This window comes from Pseudogemmobacter humi, assembly GCF_900609055.1.
Lineage (GTDB): Bacteria > Pseudomonadota > Alphaproteobacteria > Rhodobacterales > Rhodobacteraceae > Pseudogemmobacter > Pseudogemmobacter humi.
Window position 1 is genome coordinate 1 of the sequence record NZ_UXAW01000098.1, and the last position, 19,187, is coordinate 19,187.

At 68.3% G+C, this 19,187-nt stretch carries 16 protein-coding genes; 4 read left to right on the plus strand and 12 right to left on the minus strand.

What is annotated here, in order from left to right:
• The first annotated feature begins 428 nt into the window (after positions 1-428).
• From ftsY to XINFAN_RS17780, 3 genes are read left to right on the plus strand one after another with little or no spacing between them, the layout of a single operon-like run.
• Positions 429-1,565: a signal recognition particle-docking protein FtsY gene (gene ftsY / locus XINFAN_RS17770; RefSeq protein WP_124088213.1), complete on the plus strand. Its 1,137-nt coding sequence runs from the start codon at positions 429-431 to the stop codon at positions 1,563-1,565.
• Positions 1,562-2,464, plus strand: coding sequence for a hypothetical protein (locus tag XINFAN_RS17775; protein WP_124088214.1), 903 nt, complete (start codon positions 1,562-1,564; stop codon positions 2,462-2,464). The genes ftsY and XINFAN_RS17775 overlap by 4 nt, the downstream gene beginning before the upstream one ends.
• A 17-nt stretch (positions 2,465-2,481) precedes the next feature.
• On the plus strand, positions 2,482-3,126 hold the full coding sequence (locus XINFAN_RS17780; protein ID WP_124088215.1) for an inner membrane-spanning protein YciB: 645 nt from the start codon (positions 2,482-2,484) through the stop codon (positions 3,124-3,126).
• A gap of 10 nt (positions 3,127-3,136) precedes the next feature.
• On the opposite strand, the gene XINFAN_RS17785 is transcribed toward XINFAN_RS17780, so the two are convergent.
• The 4 genes from XINFAN_RS17785 to XINFAN_RS17800 form a co-directional block, all read right to left on the minus strand.
• Positions 3,137-3,835: a glutathione S-transferase family protein gene (locus XINFAN_RS17785; RefSeq protein WP_124088216.1), complete on the minus strand. Its 699-nt coding sequence runs from the start codon at positions 3,833-3,835 to the stop codon at positions 3,137-3,139.
• Between the two features lie 90 nt (positions 3,836-3,925).
• Positions 3,926-5,059 carry an aminotransferase class V-fold PLP-dependent enzyme gene (locus XINFAN_RS17790; RefSeq protein ID WP_435530879.1) on the minus strand — a complete coding sequence of 378 codons (1,134 nt, stop codon included), beginning with the start codon at positions 5,057-5,059 and terminating at the stop codon, positions 3,926-3,928.
• A gap of 345 nt (positions 5,060-5,404) precedes the next feature.
• Positions 5,405-5,866, minus strand: a complete 462-nt coding sequence (locus XINFAN_RS17795) for an Lrp/AsnC family transcriptional regulator (protein ID WP_124088217.1) — start codon at positions 5,864-5,866, stop codon at positions 5,405-5,407.
• Complete coding sequence (locus XINFAN_RS17800) at positions 5,863-6,315, minus strand: Lrp/AsnC family transcriptional regulator (RefSeq protein WP_124088218.1); 453 nt, start codon at positions 6,313-6,315, stop codon at positions 5,863-5,865. Before XINFAN_RS17800 ends, XINFAN_RS17795 begins: the two co-directional genes overlap by 4 nt.
• A gap of 132 nt (positions 6,316-6,447) precedes the next feature.
• On the opposite strand from XINFAN_RS17800, the gene ilvC reads away from it, so the two are divergent.
• A complete protein-coding gene (gene ilvC, locus XINFAN_RS17805; RefSeq protein WP_124088219.1) occupies positions 6,448-7,470 on the plus strand; it encodes a ketol-acid reductoisomerase in 1,023 nt (340 codons plus the stop codon).
• Positions 7,471-7,524: 54 nt separating this feature from the next.
• On the opposite strand, the gene XINFAN_RS17810 is transcribed toward ilvC, so the two are convergent.
• The 8 genes from XINFAN_RS17810 to glyS form a co-directional block, all read right to left on the minus strand.
• The gene (locus XINFAN_RS17810) at positions 7,525-8,595 is read right to left on the minus strand and encodes an acyltransferase family protein (RefSeq protein ID WP_160144653.1); all 1,071 of its coding nucleotides are present in this window, start codon (positions 8,593-8,595) and stop codon (positions 7,525-7,527) included.
• Positions 8,596-8,734: 139 nt separating this feature from the next.
• Positions 8,735-9,577: an Ivy family c-type lysozyme inhibitor gene (locus tag XINFAN_RS17815; RefSeq protein ID WP_124088221.1), complete on the minus strand. Its 843-nt coding sequence runs from the start codon at positions 9,575-9,577 to the stop codon at positions 8,735-8,737.
• A gap of 137 nt (positions 9,578-9,714) precedes the next feature.
• On the minus strand, positions 9,715-11,058 hold the full coding sequence (gene glmM / locus XINFAN_RS17820; protein ID WP_124088222.1) for a phosphoglucosamine mutase: 1,344 nt from the start codon (positions 11,056-11,058) through the stop codon (positions 9,715-9,717).
• Positions 11,048-12,091, minus strand: coding sequence for a dihydropteroate synthase (gene folP, locus XINFAN_RS17825; RefSeq protein WP_124088223.1), 1,044 nt, complete (start codon positions 12,089-12,091; stop codon positions 11,048-11,050). The genes glmM and folP overlap by 11 nt, the downstream gene beginning before the upstream one ends.
• 75 nt (positions 12,092-12,166) lie before the next feature.
• Complete coding sequence (locus tag XINFAN_RS17830) at positions 12,167-13,066, minus strand: dihydroneopterin aldolase (protein ID WP_124088224.1); 900 nt, start codon at positions 13,064-13,066, stop codon at positions 12,167-12,169.
• A 101-nt stretch (positions 13,067-13,167) separates the two neighbouring features.
• The gene (locus XINFAN_RS22285) at positions 13,168-14,055 is read right to left on the minus strand and encodes a cell wall hydrolase (RefSeq protein ID WP_233352332.1); all 888 of its coding nucleotides are present in this window, start codon (positions 14,053-14,055) and stop codon (positions 13,168-13,170) included.
• A 205-nt stretch (positions 14,056-14,260) separates the two neighbouring features.
• A complete protein-coding gene (locus XINFAN_RS17840) occupies positions 14,261-16,804 on the minus strand; it encodes a putative PEP-binding protein (RefSeq protein WP_124088225.1) in 2,544 nt (847 codons plus the stop codon).
• Positions 16,805-16,959: 155 nt separating this feature from the next.
• Positions 16,960-19,086 carry a glycine--tRNA ligase subunit beta gene (gene glyS, locus XINFAN_RS17845; RefSeq protein ID WP_124088226.1) on the minus strand — a complete coding sequence of 709 codons (2,127 nt, stop codon included), beginning with the start codon at positions 19,084-19,086 and terminating at the stop codon, positions 16,960-16,962.
• Between the last annotated feature and the right edge of the window lie 101 nt (positions 19,087-19,187).

Here is a 19,187-nt window from a genome sequence, read left to right on the forward strand (position 1 = left end):
CATGAAATCATGGCGCGGAAAAGACCGCGCACTGTCGCAGGCGCGGCAGGAAAACCGGAGCCTCGCGTTTCGCGCCCGGCTGAACGGAGCCGAAGGATGCGCTTCCCGCAGGCCCCGCCCGGTGGTCTTCCGCCCGCGCCCCCGCGCAGGCCCGCAATGGCAGGAAGTGCCAAAACCCGGGCAAGCTTCCGCAGCAGCCGCGCCCCCGAACCGATCTCCCGCCCCGCGGCCCGAGGCCTTGGCAAAAGGTCTTTCATCCTGACGTAAATACCCCCGCCGGAGGCTTCCCCGACCAGACAGATGCGGGCCGCCCGGGCACAGGCCGGCACAGGCGGGCGGCAGGGGCCACAGGCCCGCTCCGGTGCAGCGCCCTTTCCATCGGGGGGCAAAGCGATTAGGTAAAACCCTGCTAGCTATGAGGCCGCGCAATGTCCTTCTTCTCTAAACTCAAGGACCGGCTGTTCCGGTCTTCGGACAAGATCGGCGAGGGGCTCGATGCGCTCGTCGCCGAAGGGGACGAGACGGCAGAGAGCGCAGCGCAGGCGCCGGAGCCGGAAGCGAGGCTTCCCGAACCGCCCGCGCCGGGGGCCCCTGCCGCGCCCGTGGCGATGCCTGCCCCGGCTGTCCCCGCGCCGCAGCCCGCCGCGCCGCCGCCCGCTCCCGAGGCCAGGCCTGGACTGATCGGCCGGCTGTTCGGGCGCGGTCCGGGGGAGGATCTGCGCGACGAGCCGCGCCGGGTGCTCGACGATCAGATGCTCGAAAGCCTTGAGGAACTGCTGATCCAGGCCGATCTCGGGGTGGAGACCGCGGTCCGTGTCACCGCCAATATCGCCGAGGGGCGGTTCGGGCGCAAAGTCTCGACCCGCGAGCTGAAACAGGCGCTCGCGGCCGAGGTCGCGCGGATCATGACCCCGGTCGCCCGCCCGCTGCCGCTGTATCCGAAAAAGCCCCAGGTGGTGCTGGTCGTGGGGGTGAACGGCTCGGGCAAGACCACGACGATCGGCAAGCTCGCCTCGCAGTTCCGTGCCGCCGGGAAGAAGGTGGTGATCGCCGCGGGCGACACCTTCCGCGCGGCGGCCGTCGATCAGCTGAAGGTCTGGGGCGAGCGCGCGGGGGTTCCGGTGCTGACCGCGCCGGAGGGCTCCGATCCGGCCAGCCTCGCCTGGGATGCGCTGGCGAAGGCGCGGGCCGAGGGCGCAGATCTTCTGATGATCGACACCGCCGGGCGGCTGCAAAACCGCCAGGACCTGATGGAGGAACTGGCCAAGATCGTCCGCGTGCTGAAGAAGCAGGACGAGACCGCGCCGCACAACACGCTGCTGGTGCTGGACGCGACCACCGGACAAAACGCGGTGATCCAGGTTGAGATCTTCCGCAAGATCGCCGAGGTGTCGGGGCTGGTGATGACCAAGCTCGACGGCACCGCCAAAGGCGGCGTGCTGGTGGCGCTGGCCGACAAATTCGGCCTGCCGATCCATGCCATCGGCGTGGGCGAGCAGATCGACGACCTCTCGCCCTTCGATCCCGAAGACTTCGCCCGCGCCCTGGTGGGGCTGGCGGAATGAAGGCCGCCGCGCTCGCGCTCGTCCCTGTGCTCGCCTCTGCGGCGGCTTTCGCGCAGGACGGCGCGCCCTGCGCAGCGATCTGGGCCTCGGCGCAGGCGCGGGCCGGAGAGGCGGGCTATACGCTCACCGGCCGGATCGGGCCGGAGACCGGCGCGTCCTGCGTTTTCCTTGACCTGCTGGCCGAAAGCCAGGTCTGGGCCTGGAGCGCGGAATCGGTGGTGGCCGAGGGCGAGGCCCTGGCATGGGCCGCTGGCGAACCGGCGCCCGGCCTCATGACGCTGCGGCTGGACGCCCTGCGCGCCCTGCCGCGCAGCGGCGATCCGGTGCAGGATTACCTGGCCGAAGTGCAGGCGCGGCCGATCTTCCTCGATCTGCGGCTGGAGTGGAACGATGTCCGCAACGAGTTGCAGATCCACGATCTGAGCCTGGACCTCTCGGGCGGCAATTCCCTCAGTCTGCGCGCGACTTTCGCGAATGTCGATCTCTCGGGCGAGGCGGCGATCTTCGCCAGCCTGAGCGCGGTGACCATGCCCGGCTTCGAGCTGCACCTGCGCAACGGCGACCTTTTCGAGACCGTGATCCTGCCGCAGATCCTGCCGGATCTGGCCGAGCCCGGCGTGACGCCCGCCGAAAGCCTCTCGCGTTTCCGGGACGGGTTGCGGGAGCGCATCTCCGCGCTGCCCGAACCGCCCTTCACGCATGAGACCCGCGCGCCGCTGGAACAGATCGCCGCGACGCTGCCCCATCCGGCCGGCGAAGCCTCGCTGCGGATTTCCGACCCTTCGGGCGGGCTGATCCGCACAATCATCGGCACCGCGGTTTTCGGCGAGACCCCCGATCCGGCGGCGAATTATCTGAAAGACACGACCTGGCATATCGGCTGGATGCCGGGCCGCTGAGAAGGAAACCCAAGCCCATGGCGGAAAAGACCATCAACCCCTTGCTGAAACAAGTGCTGGAACTGGGGCCGACCATCCTGTTCTTCGCGATCTACATGTGGATCAAGGACGAGAGCTACACCTTTGGCGGCACGGAATATTCCGGCTTCATCGTCGCGGCCGTTGTCTTTGTGCCGATCCTTCTCGCCTCGATCGCGGTCTTGTGGCGGCTGACGGGGCAGCTTTCCCGCATGCAGATCTTCACCGGCATCGTGGTGGTCTTTTTCGGCGCGCTGACGGCCTGGTTCAACGATGCGCGCTTTTTCAAGATGAAGACCACGCTGGTCTACGGCACCTTCGCCGCCCTCCTCGGGATCGGGCTTTTGCGCGGCCAGAGCTGGCTGGAATGGATCCTCGGCGCGGCGCTGCCGATGCAGCGCGAGGGCTGGATGATCCTGACCCGGCGGCTGGTGGTGCTGTTCATCGCGCTGGCGGTGGCCAATGAGGTGATCTGGCGCAACATGTCCGAGGCGACCTGGGTCACGCTGGAGACCTTCGCCTTTCCGGCGGTGCTGTTCGTCTATCTGATGGTGCAGATCACCATGCTGAACCGCTACATGATCGAGCCCGGGGACAGCGGGGCCGGGAACACCGGGGCCGCGAAAGACCCGGGCCGCGACTGAGGCGCAAGCCTCAGCGTTTGTAGAGGTTCTCTATCGCGGTCTTGTCGAGTTTCGCGGGCCGCGCCCCGGCCGCCACCGCGACGCCGCGCTGAAAGGCGGGGCGGGCGGCCAGTTCATCCAGCCAGCGGGCGAAATGCGGCTTGTCGTCCAGCACCTGCTGCTGGCGCTCCCAGGCCCGCGCCCAGGGCCAGATCGCGATATCGGCGATGGAAAGCGCCTCGCCCGCGACGTAGCGGTTCACCTCCAGCCGGCGGTCCAGCACGCCGTAAAGCCGGGCGACCTCGCGGCGGTAGCGGTCCTGGGCATAGGGCAGGATCTGCGGCGGATCCATTTCGGGGGCGTAGCGTAGGAAATGGTTGGCCTGGCCCGCCATCGGCCCCAGGCCGCCCATCTGCCACATCAGCCATTCCTCGACCTGGATGCGCCCGCGCTCGCTGCCGCCGTAAAGCCGGCCGGTCTTGCGCGCCAGATATTGCAGGATCGCGCCGGATTCGAAGACCGGAACCGGTTCGCCGCCGGGCCCCTCGGGATCGACGATGGCCGGGATGCGGTTGTTCGGCGCGATCTTCAGGAAATCCGGGTCGAACTGCTCGCCCGCGCCGATGTTCACCAGCTTCACCTCATAGGGCAGGCCCAGCTCTTCCAGCGCGATGCTGATCTTGTGGCCGTTGGGGGTGGGCCAGTAATGCAGGATGATGGGGGCGGGCATCGGGTTTCCTTCTTCGTCTGGCGGGCTTTCCGCTGCGAGGGGGCGCCGCCGGGCGATCATGCGCGCGGCGCCCGCGGACGGCAAGGCGCCTCAGCCCGCCCCGCGCCCCAGCACCTCATCCAGCGCGCGCGTCAGCCGCGCGACCGTCCCCCCGACATCCTTCAGCTTGTCGAGCCCGAACAGCCCGAGGCGGAAGCTGCGGTAGCCCTCGCCCTCGCCGATCTGCAAGGGCACGCCCGCGGCGATCTGGGTGCCCGCCTCGCGGAATTTCGCGCCCGACTGGATGGCGGGATCCTCGGTGAAACTGACCACCACGCCCGGCGCTCCGAAGCCCTCGGCGGCAACCGAGGCGAAGCCGCGTTCGCGCAGCAGATCGCGCACCGCGCGCCCAAGCTGCCATTGCGCCGCTTTCGCGGCCGCGAAGCCCATGGCGCGGGTCTCGGCCATGGCGTCGCGCAGCCCGAGGATCGCATCGGTCGGCATGGTGGCGTGATAGGCATGGCCGCCGTCCTCATAGGCCTTCATGATCGCGCGCCATTTCTTCAGATCCAGCGCGAAACTGTCCGAGGCGCTGGCCTCCAGCCGCTCCGCCCCGCGCGGGCCAAGGACGACGATCCCCGCGGCGGGCGAGGCCGACCAGCCCTTCTGCGGCGCCGAGATCAGCACATCGACCGACAAGGCGGCCATATCCACCCAGACCGCGCCCGAGGCGATGCAGTCGAGCACGAACAGCGCGCCCACCTCGCGCGCCGCCTCGCCGAGGGCGCGGATATAGTCGTCGGGCAGGATGATGCCGCTCGCGGTTTCCACATGCGGGGCAAAGACCGCATCGGGGCGCATCTCGCGGATCTTCGCCACCACTTCGGCGATGGGCGGCGGCGCGAAGGGGGATTGCGGCGCATTGCCCGCGGCCCGCGCCATCGCGACCTGCACCTCCTGCGCGAAGCCGCCCATGTCGAAGATCTGGCTCCAGCGGAAGGAAAAGAAGCCGTTCCTGACCACCAGCGCCCGGCCGCGCCCGAACTGCCGCGCGACCGATTCCATCGCATAGGTGCCGCCGCCCGGCACCAGGGCGACCGCCTCGCCGTTGTAGACCTCGCGCAACAGCCCCGAGACCTCGCGCATCACCTGCTGGAACCGCGCCGACATATGGTTGAGCGAGCGGTCGGTGAAAACGACCGAGAATTCCTCCAGCCCGTCGGGGTCGATATGGTCATGCGGCAGTTTCGTCACGGCGCTCTCCTGTCCCTTTGCGAGGCAAGCTAGCGCCGCCCGCCAGCCCCTTCAACCCATGCCGCACCACGACAACGGGAGCCGTGGGCCCGCGCGAAAAGACCGGCACCCCGTTCCGCCCCGACAGCGGCCAAAGCTGCGGGCGCCCGCTTCCTCGCGGTTTCGGGATCGCCCGGCCTTACCCCTCCCAACTCCCGGCAGGCGAAATGCCTGATTTCCCCCAGGCCGCAATCCCGCGCAACCTTTCCGCCAGCGCCCGCCGCTCGCCTGCCCCTTTCATCCTGACCCAAATACCCTCCGGGGGTGCGGGGGTGGAAAACCCCCGCTTCCGCCGCTTCACCCCAGGGGACCGGGCCGGCGTTCTTCCGTCAGCACCACATTGGCCTCGACATTGCCCACCCCGGGCAGCGTCATGATCCGCCGCCGGAGCACCCGCTCGAAATCCGCCAGATCGCGGGCCACCACCCGCAGGCGGTAATCGAACAGCCCAAGGACATGCTGGACCACCTGGACCTCGGGGATGGCGGTGGCGGCGCGCTCGAAATCCTCCAGGCTGACACGGCCCTTCGCCGCCAGCTTGATCCCCAGAAACACCGTCACCCCGAAGCCGAGCGCCGCGCGGTCGACCTCCAGCCGCGGGCCGCGGATCACGCCCGCCTCTTCCAGCCGGCGGATCCGGCGCCAGGCGGCGGGCTGCGACAGGCCGAGGCGGCGGCCGATCTCGCCCGCTCCCAGACCCGCATCCGCGACCAGCGCGCGCAGGATGGCGCGGTCGGTGTCGTCGAGATCGGCGCTCACAGCGGCAGCCCCCCCTCGTCCTTGATGGTCGAGATCAGCATCAGCGCATCGACCTCGGCGATATGCGGCAAGGGCAGGATCCGCTCGCGGTAAACTTCGGTCCAGTGCCCCATGTCGCGCGCGATCACGTTCAGCCGCACGTCGACCCGGCCGAGGAAGGTCTCGATCCCGATCACCTCGGGCACCTCGCGCGCGGCGCCGATGAATTCGTCGAAGGCGCGCGGGTCGGTCTTGTCGAGGGTGAAGCGCAGGCTCACCTCCAGCTCGTAGCCGAGCGCGCGCCAGTCGATCACCGTGGTCTCGGCCAGGATCACGCCGGTCTCGCGCAGCCGCTCGATCCGGCGCCAGAGCGTGGCCACCGTCACGCCCGCGCGTTCGGCGAGTTCGGCGCGGGGCAGGGCGGGCTCGGCGAGCCAGTGGCGCAGGATACGGCGGTCGGTATCATCCATCGCATGAATTTTGCATATATTGTAAAAAACAGGAATGATAATTCGACATGATCGCGCGATCCGGCGAAGAACGCACAGGCGCTGCGGAAAATCCTTCTATTCTGCCGCCAGTTTTGGCAATGGAGTGCTGTCATGCGCGTCTATTACGATCGCGACTGCGATGTGAACCTGATCAAAAACCTGAATGTGGCGATCCTCGGCTATGGCAGCCAGGGCCACGCCCATGCGCTGAACCTGCGCGATTCGGGAGCGAAAAACCTCGTCGTCGCTTTGCGCGAAGGCAGCCCGTCGGCGAAGAAAGCCGAAGGCGAAGGCCTGAAGGTCATGGGCATCGCCGAGGCCGCCAAATGGGCCGACGTGATCATGTTCACCATGCCCGACGAACTCCAGGCCGAGACCTACAAGAAATACGTGCATGACAATATCCGCGAAGGCGCGGCGATTGCCTTTGCCCATGGCCTGAACGTGCATTTCGGCCTGATCGAGCCGAAGCCCGGCGTCGACGTCATCATGATGGCACCGAAAGGCCCGGGCCACACCGTGCGCGGCGAATATACCAAAGGCGGCGGCGTGCCCTGCCTCGTGGCGGTGAACACCAACGCATCCGGCAAGGCGCTGGAAATCGGCCTGAGCTATTGCTCGGCCATCGGCGGCGGCCGTTCGGGCATCATCGAGACCAACTTCCGCGAAGAATGCGAAACCGACCTCTTCGGCGAGCAGGCCGTCCTTTGCGGCGGTCTGGTCGAGCTGATCCGCTGCGGGTTCGAGACCCTGGTCGAAGCCGGCTACGCGCCGGAAATGGCCTATTTCGAATGCCTGCACGAGGTGAAGCTGATCGTCGACCTGATCTATGAAGGCGGCATCGCCAATATGGATTACTCGATCTCGAACACCGCAGAATACGGCCAATACGTCACCGGCCCGCGCATTCTGCCTTACGACGAGACCAAGGCCCGCATGAAAGCCGTCCTCCAGGACATCCAGCGCGGCAAGTTCGTGCGCGATTTCATGCTGGAAAATCAGGTCGGCCAGCCGACGCTGAAAGCCTCGCGCCGCGCCAATGACGAGCATCAGATCGAGAAGGTCGGTGCGAAACTGCGCGAAATGATGCCCTGGATCTCGAAGGGCAAGATGGTCGACAAAGCGCGCAACTGATCCGCTGTCAGAATCTTCACGGGCCGGAGTTTTTCTCCGGCCCGTTGTTTTTCATCAGGTCGCCCTCTCCGCCCCGCGGCGAGCTGTCGGCAGCTTCAGCCAGGCCGGCGCATCGAACAGCAGCGGCCCGCTCCGGGCCCGCAGGATCCGCGCGGCCCGCACCGACCCGGCAAGGGGAACCAGCCACAGAAGCAGCAGGGCCGTAACGGGCGGCATTCCCGGAGCAAACCGCTCAAGCAGCGCGAAAACCGCTGCCAGAAAGAACTGGTGGAGCAGAAAGATCTCAAGCGACCGGCGGCCGATCATGGCGAAGAAACGCGTGCCGGGCTCCCAGACCGAGAATATCCGGATCATGGCCAGAAAGCCGGTCGTCATGGGCAGCATGACGAGGATCGGGAGCCAGATCCCGACCGGGGCGATCATGTTCAGCGCGCTCAGCCCCAGAGCCGGCAGGGCAAACCCGGCGGCCAGCGCGATCCGGGGATCGTCCAGAAAGCGGATCAGCGACGGCCCCCACCAGACACCCAGCATGAAAAAGACCAGCGCATCCTCGGCCAGGCCTCCGGCCAGCAGCCGCAACCCTTCCGGCAGGACGACATGGCGGTCGGTCAGCATGGCCAGGACGCCAAGCCCCAGCACCAGAAGATGCTGCACCGCCAGTGGCAGGGGTCGCAGAAGCAGTGCGAGGGCAGAGACCAGCAACATCGCGTAGATGAACCAAAGATTGCCATAGGGAACCCAGAGCAACTGTTCGGGAAGAATGAAGGGTGTCGTGTACTGCGGGTAAAGATGCAGGCCAGACCGTTCCACTGCCAGCGATATTCCCGTCCAGACCGCCACGATCCAAAGGGCAAATCTCAGCCGGCGGGCGAGAAACCACCTCCACCCCCGCGCGATGGCAAAAGAGAACACGAGGCCGGAACAGAAAAAGAAGGCCGGCATCCGCACCAGCCCAAGGAGCGCCGTGAGTCTGATCAGCGGCTCCGGCAGGTTGCTTTCGGTTGCGGGAAACCAGGTCGCCAGGGCTATCGCGGCATGAAACAGGACGACCAGGGTGATCGTTATGCCCCGGACGGCATCAATCCAGAGAATCCGTGCCTCAGGTGCCCTGCCGTCCTGTGCCATGCCGCCCGTCCGTGATTGCGTCCGGGGGCACTTTGCGAAGGAGGATGGCGGAAGCATGGCCGGCCGTCGCTATTCCGGGGAGATGTCCCGCCTGGCCCCGCCAGGGCGGCGCTGTCAACCGCTGCCCCCGCCCGCCTCCTCAGCCCGCGCCGTTGAGGGCTTCCGAGGCGTCGAGGCCGATCCATTCCGGCCAGGTCGCGCGGTCGGGGAAGCTCTTCGGCTCTTCGTCGCTTTCGCGTTTCCACAGGGCGACGGCGGTGCGGCTGGCGCTGTCGATCCACAGCATCGCCCATTCGTCCTCGCAGATGTATTTGTTGCAGGCCTGGCCGCGATAGCCCCCGGGCAGCAGTTCGCCCGAGCCGAGCTGGCCGAGGATCTCGCTGTAGATCGCCCAGTCTTCCGCCGACATGCCGGATTTCAGCTGCTCGTAGACCGGGGCGAAGGCCAGAGCATCCAGCGGATGGGCGTCTTTCAGACCCGCGAGCCCCTCCCAGCCTTCGGCGGCGTCGGGGGTGAAGGCGACGGTGCCTTCGGCGACCAGGCCGTCCGCGGGCGTCCAGTGCCAGATCTCGGCATCCATCCCCGGCAGCGCCTCGGTGTAGAACACGATGCGGCCGGGCTCGACCCGGCGCTCGAACCACGAGCAGGAATCGACCGGCCCGTCGAGCCGCGGCGCACCGTCGCGCAGCGAGACCACGATGGGCGTGGCGTTGCAGGCATTGCCGCCCGCCCCGGCGATGCCGGTGACCACCGTCTCGCCCGCGACCTCGACCGCGCCGTCGAGCAGGATCAGCCCGTCCTCATGCAGGACCTGGCCGTCGACCGAGAGCAGGCGGTTGTAATCCGCGCTTTCCGTCACCGTCACCTGATGCGGCCCGAGCGCGACCGCATCCTGCGTCACCGTTTCCTGCGCCGCCACCGGACCCGCGAGCCACAGCGCCGCCGCCAGAAAGCCCGCGGTCTGGGCTGCCCTGTTCGTCATCATCGCTTTGCTCCGTCTTGCTGAACTGGGGGGCAGCCTGGCCCAAAACCCGCCGGGCCGCCAGCCGGGCGGGGCGGGGGCGGCGGGGATCTGCGCCCCCGCAGAACTTAAGCCGCCGATCTTAAACCCGCCGTGCGTCAGCCCGCCGCGGCGACGGCGCCCGCGATTTCGTCGACGACGCTGGTCAGCAGCGCCTCGTCCTCGCATTCGGCCATGACCCGGATCAGCGGTTCGGTGCCGGATTTGCGGATCAGGAGCCGCCCCTTGCCGTCGATCCGCGCCTCGTTCGCGGCGATCACCGCCTGCACGGCCTCCGAATCCAGGGGCTTCGCGCCATCGGTGAAGCGCACGTTCTTCAGCATCTGCGGCACGGTGTCGAATTGCCGCGCCAACTGGCTGGCCTTGCGGCCCGAGCGCACCATCTCGGCCAAGAATTGCAGCGCGGCGGCCAGCCCGTCGCCGGTGGTGGCATAATCGGTCATCACGATATGGCCCGACTGCTCGCCGCCGAGGTTGTAGCCGCCCTTGCGCATCGCCTCGACCACGTAGCGGTCGCCCACGGCGGTGCGCTCCAGCCGCAGCCCGCGCGCGGTCAGGAACCGCTCCAGCCCGAGGTTCGACATCACCGTGGCGACCAGCGTGCCGCCCTTCAGCCGGCCGTCCTCCGCCCAGCGGGCGGCCAGCAGCGCCATGACCTGATCGCCGTCGGCGACCACGCCGCGCTCATCAAGGATCATCACCCGGTCGGCGTCGCCGTCCAGCGCGATGCCGACATCGGCGCCATGGGTGATCACCGCCTCGGCGGCGGTCTCGGGATGGGTCGAGCCGCAATTCTCGTTGATATTGGTGCCGTTGGGCGAGACCCCGACCGGGATCACCTCGGCGCCGAGCTCCCACAGAACCTCGGGCGCGGCGCGATATGCGGCGCCGTTGGCGCAATCGACCACCACCTTCAGCCCGTCGAGCCGCAGCCCGGCCGGGAACGAGGTCTTGACATATTCCTGATAGCGGCCGCGGCCGTCCTCGATCCGCTTCGCGCGGCCGATGTTTTGCGCCTGGGCGAGGCGGATCTCGCCCTCCAGCATCGCCTCGATCTCGGCCTCGGCCTGGTCGGACAGCTTGAACCCGTCGGGGCCGAAGAATTTGATGCCGTTGTCATGGTGCGGGTTGTGGCTCGCGGAAATCATCACGCCCAGATCGGCGCGCATCGAGCGGGTCAGAAAGCCCACGCCGGGGGTGGGAACCGGCCCCAGAAGCAGCACGTTCATGCCGGTCGAGGTCAGCCCGGCGGTCAGCGCGTTTTCCAGCATATAGCCCGAAAGCCGCGTGTCCTTGCCGATCACCACCCGATGCGTGGCGCCGCCGTCGCGGCGGAAATAGCGCCCGGCCGCCGCGCCGAGTTTCAGCGCGAGTTCGGCCGTCATCGGCCAGGCATTGGCCCGGCCCCGCACCCCGTCGGTGCCGAAGAGTTTACGTGTCATGGTCCGCCTTTTCCGCTGACCCGGTCATCGCCTGCCACATCGCAAGCGCCTGCCGGGTTTCTTTGGTGTCGTGAACGCGCAGGATCTGCGCCCCCTGGCCCGCGCCATGCAGCGCGACCGCGAGCGAGCCCGCCACCCGCTCGGCCGGGACCGCGGCCCCGGTCAGCGCGCCGATGAATTTCTTGCGCGAGGCGCCGAGCAGGACCGGCAGGCCGAAGGCCTGAAATGCCGCCAGGTTGCGCAGCAGCGCCAGATCGTGTTCGGCGGTCTTGCCGAAGCCGATACCCGGATCGAGGATCAGCTTCTCCGGCGCGATTCCCGCGGCTGCGGCGGCTTCGATCCGCTCGGCCAGATGGTCGCGCACCGCCAGAACCACATCGTCATAGACCGCGTGTTTCTGCATGGTCTCGGGCGTGGCGATGGAATGCATGAGGCAAACCGGCACGCCGCGTTCGGCGATGAGCCGCGCCATGCCCGGATCGAACCGCAAGGCGGTCACGTCGTTGACGATATCGGCGCCGGCGTCCAGCGCGGCCCCGGCGACGGCTGCCTTGCGGGTGTCGATCGAGATCGGCGTGGTGATTCCGGCGGCGCGGATCGCGCGGATCACCGGGGCGGTGCGGGCGATTTCCTCTTCCGCCGGGACTTCCTTCGCGCCGGGGCGGGTGCTTTCGCCGCCGATGTCGAGGATGTCGGCCTCTTGTGCCATGGCGGCGGCACGGGCGAGGGCGGCTTCCAGCGCGTCATGGCGCCCGCCGTCCGAGAAACTGTCGGGGGTGACGTTCAGGATCCCCATGATCCGGGGGCGCTCGAACGTCAGACCGCAGAGCGCCGGGCGCGGCGCGCTCAGCAGCGCGCGGGCACGGGGCGGCAGTTCGCCCGCCGCCACCCGCCGCGCCGCGCCGTCCCGGGGGGTGAGCACGGCCTCGTCCCAGCACAGATGGCGGCTGCCGGCGAGGGGTTCGCTGCCCTGCGCGCCGCCATGGGGCAGCGGCAGGATCAGATCGGAGAGGGGCGGAAGGATGTCGGTCATGTCAAATCGGGGTTCCGGGCGCGCGCGGTGCGGCCCGGTTTTGCGCCCGCTCCCGGGGTTTGGCAAGCGGCGGGCTCAGCCGCGCCGCGCCGGGATGCGGCTTCCCGCCGGAACTGTAACATCGCCGTGAAGAATGATCTCCGAGGCCGCCATCTCTTCGGCCAGCCACAAAGCCAGCGCCACCGGATCGCGGGTCTGCGGCCCGTCCACCGCGTCGAGCACCAGTTTCGACGGCGCCCAGACCACCGAGCGGCCGCGTTTGATCGCCCAGTCGATCTCGGTGCGCGAGGCGACGACCACGCAGCGCGGATCGCGCGCGGCCAGCACCCAGGCGTTCTGCTCGATCGCCAGCAGATCGACGCGGCGCTGCGTCGGGCGGTGGCCGGTCTGCGGCCGCGGCAGGTCGGGCAGGCCGACGCAGAAGATCGCGGGCACCCCGGGCGCCAGCAGCGAATCGATCTTCGCCGAGAGATCCGGCGCATGGATCGTGCCGTTGTCGAAGAAGACGATCAGAGGATGCACCGCATCCTCGCCCTCGCGCACCGGCACTTCGGCGCGCGAGCGCACGATCTCGACCCCCAGCGAATAGGGGCCGACATCCAGCTTTTCGATCCGCACGAAGGCGCGCATCGCCTGCGGCTCGGCCAGCAGCCGCTCGGCGATATGCTCGGCCAAGGTCTCCAGCAGGTTCAGCCGCTCGGTCGCGAGTTCGGCGGCGATGGCCTCGGTGATCCGGTCATAGGACAGGATGCGGTCCACGTCGTCATCCAGCGGCTGCGGCGTGGGCCGCACCTCGATCACCACATTGAAGCGCAGGCGCTGCTTGTGGCCGCGTTCCTTCTGGAAGGCGCCGATCTCGGCCTCGACCACATGGTCGCGCAGCGAGATCCGGTCGCGCGGATCGGCGCTGGCCGAGGCTTCGGCGCGCTCCTGCGGATGGGCGAAGGCGAGGGCGGTGTCGGTTGGCTGGGTCATACCCCCTCCGGGGTGCGGTGTTCCTGGTTGGCCCGCATCCCTAACAGTTGCCTGCGCCGAGCCCAAGCCTCATCTCGGCACAAAGCGGGCCGTGAACGACATCAGCCCCGCACGCCGGGCTGGCGGTAGAACAGATGCGAGCCGATGGAGATGGTGCGGGCGAAGCGTTTCGACCAGGACGGGGCCACCGCGCGGGTGTGGAAATGGGTGGCGCCCGCGGTCAGTTCGCGCGGCGCGCCGTTCAGCATGACGCTGGCGATCCGCCCGGCGATCTCCCGCGAATAGCCGTCGCGCATCTTCGTCGAGCTGCCGTTGCAGGTGTAGGAGAACTGGCAGCCGCCGCCGCCGCGCTGTTTGACCACGCCGCAGACCGAGCGCGGATAGAGCCCGCTTTCGACCCGGTTCAGGATCACCTCGGCCACCGCGAACTGGCCCTTCAGGCTTTCGCCGCGCGATTCGAAATAGATCGCCTCGGTCAGGCATTGCCATTCCTGGCCGCCCTCGGGCGCGGGCTGCGCCATCAGCCAGCCCGCGTCGTAACGGACGGTCATGGTTTGCGCGGGGGCCTCGGGGGCGGGGGATTTCTTGCCGAAAAGCTGGAAGCCGGCCTTCGGGGTCTCGGATTTCTTCACGATGACGCGGCGGATCTTCTTCTCGCCGGTCTTTTCATCCGTCACTTCGGTGACGGTGCCGGATGCGGTTTCCGCCGGATCGGCCGCCTTGCGCACCACGGTTCTCTTCACCACGGTCTTCACCGGGCCGGTTTTCTCTGGTCCGGTTTTCTCCGGGCCGCTGGCGATGGTGCCGAGCGCCTGATCCGACAGCCCGTTCAGCCGCGATTTCTCATTGCCCAGCAGAAGGCCCATCTCATCCGCGATGGCGGTTTTCGGATCGTTCCTGTCGCTGCGCGTCACGTCGGCATCTGCCGCTTGGGTGAAGGCGATGGCGGCAGTCAGGCCTGCGGCCAGCGTATTCCCTAGGCGTGTCATATTCCGGTTCCCGGTCTGTTAGCCCCAAAGCGGGCGCCGATGGCCCCGCATGAACAAGCGGTGCGATTAGGCGAATCAGGATGGGCAGGCCAGTCTTGTGGCAAAATTGCCGCGATATTTCCGCGGACATGGGCGGTTTTCTGCCGAAAATCTTCGTGTGCCGTATCAGGAAACAATCACAACCACATGATATTGTGGTTGTATTTCAGTTATCCACATTTCCGGTCAGCGCCAGATGCGCCGCCGCCAGCCGCGCCATCGGCACCCGATAAGGGCTGCAAGAGACGTAATCGAATCCCGCGCGACGGCAGAAGGCGATCGACTCCGGGTCGCCGCCGTGCTCGCCGCAGATCGAGAGTTTCAGATCGGCGCGGGTGTGGCGGCCGCGCTCGGCCCCGGTCAGCAGAAGCTCTCCCACCCCGTCGGTGTCGAGGATGTGGAACGGGTCTTCCGGGAAGACGCCCTGCTGGACATAGGTGTTCATGAACCGCCCGGCGTCGTCGCGCGAGAGGCCGTAAGTCATCTGCGTCAGGTCGTTGGTGCCGAAGGACAGGAAGGCCGCGTGCTGCGCGATCTCGCCCGCGCGCAGGCAGGCGCGCGGGGTTTCCACCATCACCCCCAGCTTGTAGTCGAAATCCGCCTTGGCGCGGGTGCGCACCATGGCGGCCACCGCGTCGATCCGGGTTTTGACGAGTTCGACCTCGCGCCGGGCCGAGACGAGGGGGATCATCACCTCGGGCACGATCGGCGCGCCGCGTTTCGCGCTTTCGATGGTGGCCTCGAAAATCGCCTGGGCCTGCATGTCGTAGATCTCGGGCAGCACGACGCCAAGCCGCACGCCGCGCATCCCCAGCATCGGGTTCACCTCGCGCAGGGCCTCGGCGCGGCGGGTGACTTCCGAGAGCGGACGCGCCAGCGCCTCGGCCAGTTCGCGCAACCCCTCGCGCGTTGCGGGCAGGAATTCGTGCAGCGGCGGGTCGAACAGCCGGATGCAGACCGGCAGGCCCTGCATGATGCCGAAGAGTTCGGTGAAATCGGCGCGCTGCATCGGCAAGAGCCGCGCCAGCGCCGAGGCGCGGTCGGCTGGGCTGTCGGCGAAGATCATCTCGCGCATGACGACGAAACGGTCTTCCTCGAAAAACATATGCTCGGTGCGGCACAGGCCGATGCCCTGGGCGTCGAACCGGCGCGCGGTGGCGGCGTCGGCGGGGGTGTCGGCATTGGCGCGCACGCCGATGTCGCGGAACTCGTCGGCCCAGGACAGAAGCTGGCGGAAGCTCTCATCCAGCGCCGGGGGCAGCATCTCGGCAGCCCCCGCCAGCGCCTCGCCGCGCGAGCCGTCGATGGTGATTACATCGCCTTCGCGGAAGATGCGGCCGTCGCGCGCGGTCAGGCGTTTTTCCTTCGCGTCGAGCCGCAGGTCCGAGGCGCCGACGACGGCGGGCAGGCCGAGGCCGCGGGCGATCACCGCCGCATGGCTGGTCATGCCGCCGCGTTCGGTCAGCACCGCGACCGCCGAATGCATGCCGCGGATGTCCTCGGGCGCGGTCTCGCGGCGCACGAGGATGCAGTCCTCATCCCGCGCCGCGCATCCTTGCGCGGCTTCGGCCGAGAACACCAGCCTGCCGGTCGCCGCGCCGGGCGAGGCGGCGATGCCGTTCGCGATCACGTCGCGGAGCCCGCGCGGATCGACCTGGTGGTGCAACAGTTCCGACAAGGCGCGCGGCTCGACCCGCAGCACCGCCTCGCGCGGCGAGATCACCCCGTCCTCGGCCAGCGCAACCGCGATCCTGAGGCCCGCGCGGGCCGAGCGCGCCACCCGCACCGCATCGAGCACGGAAAGCCTGCCGTCCTCGATGGTGAATTCGATCTGCATTTCCTCGCGCAGCTTGTCGCGGCAGGTGGCGCCGTGGCGGATCAGTTCCGTCATGATCTCGGGCGCGGTGTCTTCCAGAGACGGCCCGCGCGGATCGCGGGTCAGATAGAGCGCCTCGCGCGCGGCCAGCGCGTCGCGGCCCTGGCTTTGCCCGAGATAGCGGCCGGTGATACGTTGCGTGCCGGTCACGCTGTCCACGAACTGGATCACCCCCGAGCCGGAAATGCCCTGGCCGATGCCCTGGGCCATCTCCTGCACCACGAGGCCGAGCGCGGCATCCTCGGGCGCCCCCTTGGCGCTGCGCAGAAGGCGGGCCGAGGTGCCCTCCCAGGCGCGGGCCATTGAGCGCAGGACTTCGGAAAGCTGGCGGGCCGGATCTTCGGGGAAGGGCTCGTCGGTTTCATAGGCGTAGAGCCGCAGCACCTCGGTCAGTGCGCCGGGGCCGGGCTTCACATCCTCGAACATGTCGGGGTCAAGCCGGGCGACATGGATCGCGTAGCTCTGGACGAAACGGGTGTAGAGCGCATCGGCCGCGGTCTCGCCATGGGTCTCGCAAAGGGCCTGGTGGCGGGCGGCGTTCAGCCCGATGTTGAGGATCGTGGCCGGGCCGCCCCAGTCGGGGTTCGCCGGCGAGGCGCGCACCGAGATCAGCGGCGCGGGCCCGAAGCGGGCGAGGATGGCCCCCGCATCGACCGGATGGCCGGCGGCGATCATCCGCACGGTGCGCGCGGGCAGCGCGACGGTGCCGGGGACCGGCAGCTCCAGCCGCACCAGCCGCTGGAGGCATTTCGCTTTCCAGCCGTGATCGGCCGTGGCGATGGCGGCCGACGGCGTGATTTCGGTGAATTCGGTGATCAGATCGAATTTCTGCAATGCAGCACTCCCCGCGCGGCTGGCAGAATACGCTTGTCTGGCGTTGGCGCAAGCGGCAAGCGTCGCAAGGCGGGGGGCCGTCTGCCCCCCGGTTCAGGGGCTCGGGCGAGCCCCTGAACGCCCCCCGAGGGTATTTGGGTCAGGATGAAAGGGGATCAGCCCTCGATCCGGGTCAGATCGGCCACGCCCGAGCAGAGCGCGCGGATGCTGTGCAAAAGGTTCAGCCGGTTGCGACGGATGATCTCGTTCCCGCTGTTGACCTGGACCGCGGTGAAGAAGGCGTCGAGCGGCGCGCGCAATGCGGCCATCGCCTGCATGGCGGTCGCGAAATCCCCGGCCTCCATGGCGGGGGCGATCTTCGCCCCGGCCTGATCGAGCGCGGCGAAGAGGGCGCGTTCCTCGTCGGATTCGGCGAATTTGGGGTCGGGGCCGAAGGAATATTCGACGCCGTCCTTCTGTTCGGCCTGGGTGAGGATGTTGTTCGCGCGGCGGAAACCCTGGAGCAGGTTCTGGCCGTCCTCGGTCTTCAGCGTGTCGGAGAGCGCGGTTGCGCGTTTCACCAGCAGCGTGAGGTCGTCGGAGCCCGGCATGGCCAGACAGGCGTCGATCACGTCATGGCGGATGCCCTGGTCGCGGAGGTAGACCTTGAGGCGGTCGTGGAAGAAGGCGAGGAGGTCGTTTGTAAGGCCGCTGTCCCGCTCGTCCGGTTCCCGGGCAGACAATTTTCCTGCGATAATAATGGGATTGATGGCGGGTTTTATCCCTTGCGTGGCAAGCGACATCCGCACCTCATTCCCCAAGACCAGCCGGATCACCCCGAGCGCGGCGCGGCGCAAAGCGAAGGGGTCTTTGCTGCCGGTCGGCTTCTCGTCGATCGCCCAGAAGCCGGTCAGCGTGTCCAGCTTGTCGGCCAGAGCCACAGCGACCGAGACCGGCGCCGAGGGCACTTCGTCCGAGGGGCCGAGGGGCGAGTAGTGGTCGCGGGCGGCGTCGGCGATAGCCTCGGGTTCTCCGGCGGCCAAAGCGTAGTAGCGCCCCATCAGCCCCTGGAGCTCGGGGAACTCGCCGACCATGGCCGAGCGCAGGTCGAGTTTCGCGAGACGTGCCGCGCGCTCGGCCTGGTCCGGGTCGGCGCCGACCAGCGGCGCGATCTCGCGCGCCAGCGCGGCGATGCGGGCGATGCGTTCCGCCTGGCTGCCGAGTTTGTTGTGGAAGGTGACGTGGCTCAGGCCCGTGGCCCATTCCGCCATTGGCTCATGCCCGGGGCTGGCCTTCGCCACCCGCAGGTCGTTCTCCCAGAAGAACCGCGCGTCCGAGAGCCGGGCGCTCAGCACTTTCAGGTTGCCCTGGAGGATGGTCGCGCCGTGGTCCGGGGTCTCGATATTGGCGACGGTGACGAAGCCCTCGATCCGGCCGCTCTTCGGGTCGCGCGCCGAGAAGAACTTCTGGTGTTCCTTCATCGAGGTCTGCAACACCTCGGGCGGCAGGCCGAGGAAGGCTTGGGGGATGCGGCCCATCAGCGGCACCGGCCATTCGACCAGACCGGCGATCTCGGCCAGCAGGCCCTTGTCCGCGACCAGCTCCAGCCCGGCGGCGAAGGCGAGATTGGCGGCCCCCTGGGCGATGGCGGCCTCGCGCTCGGCCTGATCGAGCATGACCTTCGCCCGGCGCAGCTTTGCGGCGTAATCCTCGAAACTGGTCACCGCGAACCGGCCCGGAGCCATGAAGCGGTGGCCTTCGGTGGTGTCGCCCGAACGGATGCCGCCGACCGAGAGCGGCACGATTTCCGCGCCCGCCTCGTCGCTGAGAATGCAGAGGATCGAATGCAGCGGGCGCACCCAGCGGAGCGTGCCCGCGCCCCACCGCATCGACTTCGGCCAGGGGAAATTGCGGATCGCGGCTTCCAGCACTTCGGCGACGATTTCCGGCGCGCGGCGGCCCGGCTTTTCGATCACCGCGAACCAGACCTCGGCCTTCTTGTCGGCGCGCTTCTCCAGCTGATCGGGCGTCAGCCCGGTCGAGCGGAGAAAGCCGTCGAGCGCAGCCTGGGGCGCATCGGTGCGGGGGCCTTTGCGTTCCTCGCGCACCGGGCGGCTTTCGGCGGAGAGCCCTTCGATGGCGAGGGTCAGGCGGCGCGGGGTCGAGAAGGCGCCGGCGCCGGCATAGGTCAGCCCGGCCTCGACCAGGCCGTCGGTCACCAGCTTTTTCAGGGCCTCGCGCGCGCCCGCCTGCATGCGGGCGGGGATTTCCTCGGAGAAGAGTTCGATCAGAAGGTCGGCCATGGCATCATCCCGCAAAGTCGGTGCCGTCGTCCCTAACCATTCTCGCGCCGGACCACAACAGAAGGCGCGGCGGGTTCGGGGCTGTGGGGCGAGGGTTTTTC